This window comes from Flavobacterium silvaticum (genome assembly GCF_012911565.1).
In the GTDB taxonomy this organism is placed as follows: domain Bacteria; phylum Bacteroidota; class Bacteroidia; order Flavobacteriales; family Flavobacteriaceae; genus Flavobacterium; species Flavobacterium silvaticum.
This window is the reverse complement of sequence record NZ_JAAMPU010000097.1, coordinates 56795-69341: the sequence shown is the minus strand read 5'-3', so window position 1 is coordinate 69341 and position 12547 is coordinate 56795. Positions and strand designations below refer to the sequence as shown.

General features: G+C 45.4%; 9 protein-coding genes. 2 read left to right on the top strand and 7 right to left on the bottom strand.

Annotation, left to right across the window (positions count from 1 at the left end; all coding sequences use genetic code 11):
* Positions 1-5: 5 nt before the first annotated feature.
* From G6047_RS02660 to gcvT, 3 genes are all read right to left on the bottom strand, one after another.
* The gene (locus G6047_RS02660; protein WP_169525929.1) at positions 6-923 is read right to left on the bottom strand and encodes an AraC family transcriptional regulator; all 918 of its coding nucleotides are present in this window, start codon (positions 921-923) and stop codon (positions 6-8) included.
* A 90-nt stretch (positions 924-1013) separates the two neighbouring features.
* Complete coding sequence (locus G6047_RS02655) at positions 1014-1727, bottom strand: YebC/PmpR family DNA-binding transcriptional regulator (protein ID WP_169525928.1); 714 nt, start codon at positions 1725-1727, stop codon at positions 1014-1016.
* Positions 1728-2161: 434 nt separating this feature from the next.
* On the bottom strand, positions 2162-3247 hold the full coding sequence (gcvT, locus tag G6047_RS02650) for a glycine cleavage system aminomethyltransferase GcvT (RefSeq protein ID WP_169525927.1): 1086 nt from the start codon (positions 3245-3247) through the stop codon (positions 2162-2164).
* A 137-nt stretch (positions 3248-3384) separates the two neighbouring features.
* Here gcvT and G6047_RS02645 point away from each other — a divergent pair, with 137 nt between their 5' ends.
* Positions 3385-4254: an NAD(P)H-hydrate dehydratase gene (locus G6047_RS02645; protein ID WP_169525926.1), complete on the top strand. Its 870-nt coding sequence runs from the start codon at positions 3385-3387 to the stop codon at positions 4252-4254.
* Here the strand turns inward: G6047_RS02645 and thrC are convergent.
* The 3 genes from thrC to thrA are packed head-to-tail and all read right to left on the bottom strand — an operon-like array spanning position 4244 to position 8950.
* On the bottom strand, positions 4244-5539 hold the full coding sequence (gene thrC / locus G6047_RS02640) for a threonine synthase (protein WP_169525925.1): 1296 nt from the start codon (positions 5537-5539) through the stop codon (positions 4244-4246). The two genes, G6047_RS02645 and thrC, sit on opposite strands and share 11 nt — an antisense overlap.
* A gap of 1 nt (position 5540) precedes the next feature.
* Positions 5541-6470, bottom strand: a complete 930-nt coding sequence (locus G6047_RS02635) for a homoserine kinase (protein ID WP_169525924.1) — start codon at positions 6468-6470, stop codon at positions 5541-5543.
* A 32-nt stretch (positions 6471-6502) separates the two neighbouring features.
* Positions 6503-8950 (bottom strand): bifunctional aspartate kinase/homoserine dehydrogenase I, encoded by a 2448-nt coding sequence (gene thrA / locus G6047_RS02630; protein WP_169525923.1) that lies wholly within the window; start codon positions 8948-8950, stop codon positions 6503-6505.
* Between the two features lie 392 nt (positions 8951-9342).
* Between thrA and hutH the strand changes: the two genes are divergently transcribed.
* Entirely contained in the window at positions 9343-10848 is a 1506-nt protein-coding gene (gene hutH, locus G6047_RS02625; RefSeq protein ID WP_169525922.1) for a histidine ammonia-lyase, read from the top strand.
* Here hutH and G6047_RS02620 read toward each other — a convergent pair.
* Positions 10845-12146 carry a helix-hairpin-helix domain-containing protein gene (locus G6047_RS02620; RefSeq protein WP_169525921.1) on the bottom strand — a complete coding sequence of 434 codons (1302 nt, stop codon included), beginning with the start codon at positions 12144-12146 and terminating at the stop codon, positions 10845-10847. The genes hutH and G6047_RS02620 overlap by 4 nt on opposite strands.
* Positions 12147-12547 lie beyond the last annotated feature (401 nt).

The following is a 12547-nucleotide window of genomic DNA, read 5'->3' as shown; positions in this document are numbered from 1 at the left end:
TTTATTTAGTTCAGTAGCAAACGATATTGCTTTGGCGTAATGCCTTCGTACTTTTTGAAAATACGGGTGAAGTAATTGCTATCCTCGAATCCGCTCATATAGCATACTTCATTGATTTGCAGGCTTGAATCTTTTAAAAGCTGTTTGGCGTGTCGTATTTTCTCAGATAGAACAAACTCAATAGGGCTCATCCCTAACTCCCTTTTGAAAAAACGGTAAAAAGAAGTCGTACTCATGCAGGCTTTGTCGCTTAACATCTTAAGGTTTATGCCAGATGTGAGGTTTTTACGGATGTATTCCACAACCTGCGCGATAGGTAAATTAAGCTCCGGATTATCAGAAGTTTCTATGGCTTTGAGCGATTGGGTCTGGATAATCCGGATCAGTAATTCCTGAAGTGTCAGATCAGCCAACGCATCTTTTGTTATGGTGTCGCTCATGCATTCCTTAATGAGCTTGTTCATCGTGGTTGCCAGGTCGATGTTGTTGTAAAAGAAATAATCGTGGTGATTGAGCTGCCAGTTTTGTCCGTGCTCTTTCGGATAACGTTCGTTGAGGAAATCAATGGTCTGTCCGATTTTTTCATGGTCTATGGCTAAGGCCAGGCATTGGGTCGGATTGTCGGTTCTGGCTTCGGGAAAATCGATCTTCATTTCAACGTTAGACGGAATGATGACCGTTTCTCCTGGCAGATAATCAAATCCGGGCTCATCGAATAAATGCATCACTTTTTTCCCTCGAAGCATACTCGTTACCACCAGATCATTGAATTTCAACGGAACGAGTTGCGATGCCTCATACGTCTCGAAAAGATTCAGCTCGCAATGTTCGAGTGAATAAACAGTGCGGTTTTCAACAAGCGTCTTGAGTGATTTCTCGTGTGTCAGTGACGGTGCTTCGAGAAGGGATTTTCGGAATGGCATGCGGTGGAATGTTCAGTTCCGTTAAAGATAAAAAAATAACAGTTCGCCCCTGAGGATGAACCGTTAAAACTAACCGAAGTTTTCGGTCTATTATGCTTCCTGCATGGTATGATACACGTTCATCACGTCATCATCCTCTTCTATTTTTTCAAGTAATTTCTCCACATCGGCTACCTGAGCTTCAGATAATTCCTTAGTCACTTGCGGAATTCGCTCAAAACCCGAGGACAGAATGTCTATGCTTCGGTTTTCAAGTTCTTTCTGTATCGCCCCAAAGCTTCCGAAGGGCGCGTAGATATGGATTCCGTCCTCGTCTTCAAAAACTTCCTCGGCACCAAAATCAATCAGTTCGAGCTCGAGTTCTTCCGGATCAAGTCCTTCCTTAGGGATTCGGAAGTTACACGTATGGTCAAACATGAATTCTACCGAACCCTGAGTTCCCATAGTTCCGTTGCATTTGTTGAAATAACTGCGGATGTTCGCCACCGTACGGTTGTTATTATCGGTCGCCGTCTCGATCAGGATTGCAATTCCGTGAGGCGCGTAGCCTTCGAAAAGCACTTCTTTATAATTTGCCGTGTCTTTGTCGGTCGCTTTTTTGATCGCGCGCTCCACATTCTCCTTTGGCATGTTCGCCGATTTAGCGTTCTGGATCACCGCACGCAAACGCGCATTCGCCTCCGGATTCGGTCCGCCTTCTTTCACGGCCATGACAATATCTTTCCCGATTCGAGTGAATGCTTTGGCCATCGCGGCCCATCTTTTCATTTTTCTTCCTTTTCGGAATTCGAATGCTCTTCCCATTTCTGCTTTTTTTTTGCCACGAAGACACGAAGTCACGTAGGCTTATAGTTTAATTATAATTTTTATGGCGTGCCGGAGCTTCGTTCCTCCGCACCGTCGGGCTGACCCGCTCATATCTTTTGGTTCGGTGATTGACAATCTGCCTCTCCGCAAAACCGCATTAGATATTTTGTATCAGTCGGCTTCCCAAAAGGATAACCCGCTCGCATCTGCTTCGCCAATTCGGCTAAAGCCTCGGGTCTCACGCGGCTCCGGTTTTCAATTGAAACCTTCGGCAAAATTAAAACTTTGGGTTAATTGTGCAACTGTATTCTGAGTCGGGAAAGTCCGAAAAGTCTGAAAAGAAATTTGAGTGTTATTCAGTCTTTCCAGTCTTTCCCGACTTTTCGGTCTTTTCGGACTTTCCCAACTTTTCGGATTTCCCCGACTCTCAATTAGTTCACCTTATAAAACGGCAGCTTCACCACCTTTGCAGCCACATCGTTCTTCCTGATCCTGATAAAAATCTCCGAATCCGGCGCAGCAAACTCAGTCGTCACATAACCCAGTCCGATTCCTTTATTCAAAGAAGGAGCCTGTGTACCGGAAGTCACTTTCCCGATTACGTTTCCGTCTTTATCCACAATTTCGTAATCGTGCCTCGGAACACCGCGCTCAACCAGTTCAAACCCGACGAGTTTTTTAGTTACGCCCGCTTCTTTTTGCTGCTTCAGGTTTTCGGAATTAGTAAAGTCTTTGGTAAATTTCGTGATCCAGCCCAAACCTGCTTCAAGAGGTGAAGTCGTATCATCTATATCGTTGCCATACAGGCAGAAACCCATTTCCAATCTCAACGTGTCGCGAGCTGCAAGACCAATTGGTTTGATCCCGAATGTTGAACCGGCTTCAAACACTTTATTCCAGATTTGGACGGCCTGTTCGTTGCGGCAATAGATCTCGAATCCACCTGAACCTGTGTAACCCGTAGCCGAAATAATTACATCGTCAAAACCGGCAAAATCACCCACCTCAAAGTGGTAGTATTTTATGGCGGATAAATCGACAGATGTCAGTGATTGCATAGCTTCGGCTGCTTTCGGGCCCTGGATGGCAAGCAAAGCCATGTCGTCTGAAATATTTTCCATGGCAACACCAAATTCGTTGTGCTGCGAAATCCAGTTCCAGTCTTTCTCAATGTTCGATGCATTGACAACCAACAGGTATTTTTCTTCGGCCATTTTGTACACGATCAAATCGTCGACAATACCGCCGTCGTTATTCGGTAAACATGAATATTGGGCGCGTCCGACTGTTAAAGTCGAAGCGTCATTGGAAGTTACTTTTTGAATCAAATCCAGTGCTTTAGGTCCGGACAGAATGAACTCGCCCATATGCGAAACATCAAAAACACCAACGCCATTGCGAACGGTTTCATGTTCGGCATTTACGCCTTCATACGTGATTGGCATATTGTATCCGGCAAACGGCAGCATCTTGGCCCCGAGCTTTTCGTGAATGTCGTTAAGTGGTGTAGTTTTCATAGATATAAAGTTGTGGCGCGAAGATAATTCAAAATAAGGGGTTTGGAAACTACTTTTTTTGATGATTCCATAAATTAAAATCTGACGAATATTGTTTCAGGAATGTTTAATTTTAAAGAGAAATCAATCTGTCAATAATGAAACAAATTACACGGGATCTTATCTCAACGCTTTACAAACCAACAAAAGAAGATGCCCACAAAGGCACAAAAGGCCATGCGTTGCTTGTTGGCGGCAGTTACGGGAAAATGGGGTCGATACTTTTAAGTTCCAAAGCCGCGTTGAGAACCGGTTGCGGACTCGTGACTGCTTTTGTCCCGGAATGCGGTGTTTCGATTTTGCAGACGGCATTTCCGGAGGCGATGGCAATTGCAGATGACAATCAAAAAGCAATAAGTTCCATCACGTTTGATTTTGAACCGTCAGCCATAGGAATCGGGCCTGGAATGGGAACAGAGGAAACAACCGAAGAAGCTTTTGGCGAATTCCTCAAATCCGTCAAGGGTCCGCTTGTAATCGATGCCGATGCCCTGAATATACTTTCAGGCAAACGGGAATGGCTCAAAAGAGTGCCTTCAACTACAATCCTGACACCACATCCGAAGGAATTCGACAGGCTTACAAAAACACATGATACCATAGAAGCGAGACAAAAATCGGCAGTTGCCTTTGCATCGGAACATAAAGTGATAGTCGTTCTCAAAGGTGCACCGACGATTATCACTAACGGGACAGAAACATTTGAGAACACAACCGGAAATGCCGCTCTCGCAACGGCAGGTTCAGGCGATGTGCTCACGGGAATCATTACCTCTTTACTGGCCCAGGGTTATCAGCCGTTGGAAGCGGCCCAACTCGGGGTTTATCTCCACGGTTTGACGGCAGACATTGCTGTTTCACACACCGGCACCGAAAGTTTTATCGCTTCGGATATCATCGGATTACTCGGAAAAGCCTTTTTGAGGATTAAGGAATATACCGGAAAACCAATCGGGTTCAGGAATTAGTAAGGAACTCGTGAAGCCCTGAATAGTCGGAAATCTCATGATACTTTTTATCCAATTTGAGTATATGGCTGACAGATTCCGGAATTTCAGGTGCGAAACCCAAAGCCTTTTCAACCGTATCCGTAAACTTACACGGATGTGCTGTCTCCAAAAACACGCCGATGCTTTGCGGAAATCGATCCAATTCTTTTTTAAGGCCGAGATAACCGACAGCTCCGTGAGGATCGGCAACATAATTGGATTCGGAGAAAATAGCCTTCATGGCTTCCAAAGTTTCTCCATCGGAAAATGAATACGAAGAAAATTCAGCTGCAAAAGCGGTTTTGTCGTTGCCATACATTTCGCGTATCCGGACAAAATTGCTCGGATCGGAAACATCCATCGCATTTGAAAGGGTCGGAATCGTCGTATGCGGGTCGTAATTCCAGTCTTCCAAAAACCTCAGAACCGTATCGTTTACATTGGTCGAAGCGACGAACCGGTCAATTGGCAAGCCCATCTTTTTTGCAAGGATTCCGGCGGCGATGTTTCCGAAATTTCCGCTTGGACAGGAAGCAATTATTGGTTTTCCAGATTTCTTCAAGTCACGATAGGCAAAAAAGAAATACCACATTTGTGGCAGCCATCGCGCAATATTGATGGAATTGGCCGATGTGAGCCTTATATCTGATAACGATTCATCTGTAAAGGCACGCTTTACCATCGCCTGGCAATCGTCAAAACTCCCGTCAACTTTCAACGCGCTGATGTTCTTTCCGAGTGTCGTCAATTGCCGTTCCTGGACATCACTGACTTTTCCCGATGGATACAGAATCACGACTTCAACACCTTCGACATCCAGAAAGCCACTCGCGACCGCACCACCTGTATCGCCAGAAGTCGCGACAAGAACCGTGTTTTTCTGATCAGATCCATTTCTATTGAAATAGCCAAGGCAACGTGCCATGAAACGTGCGCCCACATCTTTGAAAGCCAGTGTCGGGCCATGGAAAAGTTCAAGGCTGTACGTATCTTTTTCAACTTCCACAAGGGGGAAACCGAAATTCAATGTTTCGATTACGATCCGGCGAAGTTCGTCCTGGGGAATTTCAGATCCTATAAAAGGAGAGATGGTTTCAAAGGCAATATCGACATTGGATTTGCTTCCGATGGCTTCAAAGAAAGAATCGGGCAATGATGTTATTTCTTTTGGAAAATACAATCCGCGATCGGGTGCCAGTCCTTTTACTATGGCTTGTTCAAAAGAAACATCGGGAGCGTTATGGTTGAGGCTGAAATAGTTCATGTCAGTTGGTTTCGAGTATTTTGATTCCTTTTGGATTAATGGACGAAATCCAAACGTCGTGTTTGAGGGAAATCTGGCCGTAAACCGCAGACATCATATCGGCTGTTTGTTGTGCCGAAGCCGCTCCCTTGCAAAGTGCAAAAACCGAAGGCCCAGAACCTGAAATTCCGGAACCAAGCGCACCTGCCTGTTGTGCGACGGTTTTGAGTTTATCAAACCCCGGAATCAAGATGCCGCGCAACGGTTCGATGACCTTATCCTGCAATGACCGACCGATGAGGCCGTAATCTTTGGTATACAAACCCGCAACGAGCCCGCCCAGGTTGCCCCATTGTTCGATGGCATTCGGCAAGGATACGTTTTGTTTGAGTACCGATCTGGCATCGGCTGTACGTAATTCAATATCGGGGTGAATGACGACAGCATATAAATCTTCAGGCGAATCGATACGGATGACATCGAGCGGATCATAGCTTCGGATCAAGGTAAAGGCACCCAAAAGGGCAGGAGCGACATTGTCGGCATGGGCGCTTCCGGATGCGAGCTTTTCGCCTTGCATGGCAAATCGGATCAAATCCAAACCTTCATACGGGCGGCCCAATAATTCGTTGATTCCGAAAACAGCAGCAGCTGCACTCGCGGCAGAACTTCCGATACCGCTTCCGGCTTTTATTTTTTTGGTTATTGAAATCTCGAACCCGAAATCGGTAGGCCATTCGCGAAGCAAGGCAAGGGCGGCAACTCCGGCGACATTTTTTTCTGCTTCGAGAGGTAAATCGGCACCTGCTATCGAAACAATCCTCACGCCTGGAGTTTCTGATTTGTGAATTTCGACCTCGTCACCAATATTGTCGAGACAAAGCCCCATGACATCGAAGCCGCAGCAAAGATTGGCGATGGTGGCAGGAGAAAATAGTTTTATTTGGTTCATTTTAATCAATAAGAATTACAATAAACAATGATTTAGTTGTTTCCAACCCGTATCACATCGGCAAAAATCCCCGAAGCCGTAACATCAGCTCCGGCGCCCGCTCCTTTAATGATCAAAGGCTGGTCGAAATACCGGTCCGTATAAAACAATACGATATTGTCTTTTCCTTCCAGATGATAGAACGGGTGTTCCGGCGCAATCACCTGAAGCCCGACCGATGCTTTTCCGTCGGCAAATTCAGCCACATATTTCAATCTGGAACCAAATTCTTTTGCTTTTGAAACCATGGCCTCAAAATGTTTTTCATCTTTGGAAATAAGGGCGAAGAAATCGGGAACGGAAGCGGCATTCAAAGCACCCTCGGGTAGAAAATCTTTTCGTTCGATATCGTCAATTTCCATCACGTTTCCGCTTTCACGCGCCAGGATCAATATTTTACGCGCTACGTCAAGGCCGCTGAGGTCTATTCTCGGATCGGGTTCTGTAAAGCCCTGGATGCCAGCTTCGGTCACAATATCTGCAAAGGGCACGGAACCATCATAATTGTTGAAGATAAAATTGAGGCTTCCTGATAAAACAGCTTGTATTTTATGGACTTTATCACCCGATGCCACTAAGTTTTTGAGTGTATCGATGATTGGAAGGCCGGCACCCACATTCGTCTCAAACAAAAATGGGGCATTGTACTGGCGGCTCAGTTCTTTCAAAAAGTTGTAATGCTGATATTCGGAAGAACAGGCAATTTTGTTACAGGTGACGACAGCAATGTTTTTGCCTAAGAATGCTCCATAAATACCCGCAACATCTGAGCTTGCCGTAATATCGACAACCACGCTGTTGTGTAAGTTGAGTTGCTTTACGGTTTCGATCATTTCCTGAATATCGGCCGGGTTTCCCGCTTCCAGTCGCATTTCCCATTGTTCCAAATCGATTCCGTTTTCTTCAAAGACCATTTTTCTGGAGGTTGAGATGCCAATGACACGAATGTTGATTTTTCGGTCCGATCTGAGGAATTGCTGCTGTTTTTTGAGTTGATCCATGAAGCGTCGGCCTACGTTCCCGACTCCAATCACAAAGAGATTTATCTGCCGGATATTATCCTCAAAAAACGTTTCATGCAAGCTATTAAGTGCTTTATTGACATCACGCTTTTCGATAACGACAGATATATTCCGTTCCGATGCCCCTTGCGCAATCGCCCGGATGTTAACGTTGTTTCTACCTAATGTACTGAACATACGTCCGCTCAAACCCTGGTGGCTCTTCATCTTTTCCCCAACCAAAGCCACGATGCACAAGCCTTTTTCAAGGATACACGGTGAAATCCGGTTGGCCGAAATTTCAGAAGCGAATTCGTTATTGACAGCCGATTCAGCGATTCCGGCATCTGAATCTGAAATACCGATGCAGATGGAATGTTCCGACGACGCCTGAGTAATAAAAACCACGTTGATGCCATGTCGCGACAACACCGCGAACAATCGCTTGCTCGAGCCAGCCACGCCAATCATCCCTGATCCTTCGAGTGTCAGCAACGTGATGTTTTCCATATGGCTGATTCCTTTGATCGGGCCGCCTGAACCTTCGATGGCACCGCCTATAAGCGTTCCCGGATTTTCGGGTTCGAATGTGTTTTTGATCGCGATTGGAATTTTCGCATCGAGTGCGGGCTGTATTGTCGGCGGATACAATACTTTGGCTCCAAAGTGCGACAATTCCATGGCTTCGTGGTACGAAATCGCATCTATCGTACGCGCCTGTTTGACCAGTTTCGGGTTCGAGGTGTACATGCCGTTGACGTCGGTCCATATCTCGATCAATGAAGCCGATGTTCCCGCACCCAGGATCGCTGCCGTGTAATCTGAACCGCCGCGTCCTAACGTTGTGGTTTCTCCAGATGTGGTAGACGCTATGAAGCCTGGAAAAATGGTAATGGGCGAATTGCTTTCTGACAGGTATTCCCTGATGTTCTGATTCGTTTTTTCAAAATCGACTGTGGCCTTACCAAAATTGGCGTCGGTCACGATCAATTCACGGCTGTCTTTGTAAGCGACATTGGCTGAAACGGATTTTATGGCTTCATAAACGATATACGACGACAGTAATTCGCCAAAAGACAGGATGGCATCGGCACTTCGGTTTGTTTTTTCGCCTAACAGGAAACAGCCTTCAAGCAAGGTCTCGAGCTGGTTCAGGCTTCTTTTGATATGACTCAGTACCGAACTCTGGATTTCAAGCGGCAACAATTCGCGCACAAGGTCAAGGTGCCTTTTTTCTATCTGCGACAGCAACTCACGAAACTCTTCGTTTTTGGCTGATGCTAATTGTGACGCCAGAAGTAACTGATCTGTGATTCCGCTTAAGGCAGAAGCAACGACGAATATTTTTCCATTTTGGGATGCTTTGAGGGCAATGGCCTTTACGGCATTTATGTTTACGGCATTGGCTACGGAAGTGCCACCGAATTTCATTACAATCATTGGGTTGAATTTTAAGGAAACGTAAGTGAAGGTTCTGTATCAGAACCACCGGATCGGGCGATATGTATATAGATTTACCCCAAAGGGGTTGTGGTGAACGTACGGCCTGTGCCACCTGTAAAGGAGCATGAAGAAGAAGTATATGTTGTCCGTAAACGCATGTTCCAAAAATAGCGTTTTTAATTTTCCGTGCTACTTTTTTTAAACTTTTGAGAAAAATTATGTCAATATCTGTTTTTTGATGTCAAAATCATTGTTCTTTTAGCGTTTCAGGGAAATTTTTCAGGATATCAGATTTTTGCGCAAAGATTCTTTGAAAAAATTCCCTCCATATTTTGGGAATCCGATATCGTTTACGGAATTTTGGCATCCACACTACATTCATTCTTAAAATGGACTCACACCATTATATCAGTTCCGATATGATTTCGCTGGAAACACTGCGGGATATCTTTACCAACAACACCAAAATTGCACTTTCAGAAGAAGCTTCACTCAATATTCGTCAATGCCGCGATTATCTCGACAAACGCATGCAGGAAGAAGAGGCTCCGATTTACGGTATCAACACCGGATTCGGGTCGCTTTATAACATTAAAATCGAAAATGAGAACCTGACCAAACTTCAGGAAAATCTCATGCGTTCCCATGCTTGCGGAACTGGGGATGAAGTACCGCAGGATATTGTCAAGCTTATGCTGTTGCTCAAGATACAATCGCTGAGTTACGGCAATTCCGGTGTCCAGATTGAAACCGTGGAGCGGCTTATCGATTTTTATAATGAAGACGTGCTTCCGGTGGTTTACACACAAGGTTCGCTGGGTGCATCGGGCGATTTGGCTCCGCTTGCGCACTTGTCGCTTCCGCTGATTGGTGAAGGCGAAGTATATTTCAATGGTAAAAAAGAACAGTCGGCAGATGTACTAAAACATTTCAATTGGTCGCCGATTACGCTCAAATCCAAAGAAGGCCTCGCGCTTTTGAACGGAACCCAATTCATGTCGGCTTACGGAACTTACGTCCTTATGCAGGCGGCCAAATATTCGTATCTGTCAGATCTTATCGGAACCATTTCACTGGAAGGTTTCGACGGACGCAAAGAACCGTTCAACGAACTCATCCATATCATCCGTCCGCACAAAGGACAAGTCGTGACGGCGCATCGCATCATGGGTTTCCTCGAAGGAAGCCAGATTATCGCGCAACCTAAAAAACACGTCCAGGATCCATATTCTTTCCGCTGCATGCCTCAGGTTCACGGTGCTTCCAAAGATGCCATTGAATATACGCAGCAGGTTTTTACTACAGAAGTCAATTCGGTGACAGACAACCCGAATATTTTCATAGAAGCCAACCAAATCATCTCCGGAGGCAATTTCCACGGACAACCGTTAGCGTTGGCGCTTGATTTTCTTGGGATGGCTTTGGCGGAACTCGGTAATATTTCAGAGAGACGCACGTATCAGCTTATTTCCGGATTGCGTGAACTTCCTGCTTTCCTGGTTGAAAACCCGGGGCTCAATTCCGGTTTCATGATTCCGCAATATACGGCGGCAAGTATCGTCAGCCAGAACAAACAACTCGCGAATCCGGCAAGTACGGATAGCATCGTGTCCTCAAACGGACAGGAAGATCACGTCAGCATGGGAGCGAATGCCGCTACCAAAGCACTCAAAATTGTCGAAAACCTCGAAACCATACTTGCCATAGAATTGATGAATGCGGCTCAGGCAATTGAATTTCGTCGTCCGTTGCAATCCAGTGAATTTATCGAAAGCTTTTTAAAGGCTTATCGCACCGAGGTTCCGCATGTAAGCGAAGACCGTATTTTACACTATGATATTGTCCGGACAAAAGAATTCCTCAAAAGCTTTATCATAGAGGACGATTCGGTTTAAATCTTCACATAAGGCCTGACCAGATCTATTGTTGCAGGCCCAATTCCGGAAACGTCGTCAAGCTGTTCAACCGCCGTGAAGTTTCCGTGTGTCTGCCTGTAATTAAAAATGGCATTAGCTTTTGTCGAGCCAATTCCGGGCAATGCTTCCAATTGGGCAACGCTTGCGGTATTGAGATTCAGGATAGGCAAAACGGCATCGGTATCTTGCAAAAGAAGCATTGGGGTTGTTGTAGGATCTACCAGTTTCCACATTTTATCGCCACTTGTTTCAAGCACAATGGTATCGTCCCAAGCGGTACAATAGATACCTTTACGGATAATATAGTCTTCAAAATTCTCAGTAGTCCTGTTCCTGGTTCCTTTAATTCCGGCCTGAACATGGAAAGGAGTGCGCGTTGCCGTAAGGATTTGTTGCAGCATCTGGAGTATTTCTTTTCTCGGATGTCCGTATTGCCAGGCCGTCCAATATACCTTTCGCCCGACATCACCGGCTCCAATAAGTGCAATTTTTGGAGTGACGGCATCAAGTAAACTCTGGGTTGTTCCGTTTATGGATCCGTGATGGCCAACCATATAGACATCGGAATCAAGGACGGAAGAACCGTTGTACTTTCTAATCATGTCTTTCAATGCCGCTTCCTCAAGATCACCGGTAACCAAAAAAGTGGATTCGCCGTATTTTATTTTGATTACCAACGAATGATTGTTGGCGTCCTTGAATTCTTCTGCTGCCCAACCCGTATTCGTAACGGACGTTCCCCAAAGCACCGTTATTTCCGGATTGATGCGGCTACAATTTACGGCGTCTATTTTTTCATTCGTAAATCCGGTGTTTCCAATTTCATCTGTCACGACGGCTTCAAGGCCTATGTTGTCGGCAGGATTGGAATTCTCCTCTGAATCCTGGGCCAGTTTATGAAGCTGTTTTTGTTGGGAACCACCGGATCCATTTTCGATTCCGTCGGTGACAATGTTCTTTATTTTGTACGGAGGCTGTACTATGACCGAAACGCCTCGGGTGTGATCAATATGCGGATGCGTCAGATATACACATTCAAACGTGTTTTGAAGATCTGGCCGTTGTATGAAAAATTCTTCCAGATAGCTTTGCAGCGAAGCCGATGAGTCAAAGTAAGCGTTGCTTTCACCACCTGTATCAATGAGTATCGCGGCACAAGGAAATTCGACCAGCGTGGCACAACCCTGGCCGACATTGATTACATGGATACGCATTTGCGCATTGCAGGCCAATGATACAGTTATCATCAGCAAATTAAATAGGGATTTTGTTTTCATATGTTTGGTTTTAATGGATCTCGGCGCTCGATAAGAGGGAATAAAAAAGCCAATAGTTTCCCTTTATCTTTTTTAGAGCTTTTGGAAACTATTGGCTTACAGTGATTTAAAGATAGCGTAAAAAACAGTAACTGCAATATTAAGATATTGAATTACAGTTGATTATTGTTTTTATAGCGTTTCGGCGGCTACAACTTATTCTGGAATCAGAAACTATCTTAAGCCGCCGTCGTGCTGGCCCGCGTCAAGCTTTTTGCGCTCCACAGGTTTTTCAGCATCTTCCGCCGCTTCCGTTGGTCGCGACGGTCTCGCGAAAAACCATGCGGCGCACTGCAAAGGCTTTATACTTGCATCACTAACGCGTTTCGTCCGGTAACAACCGTTACTATTTTCCCAATTTT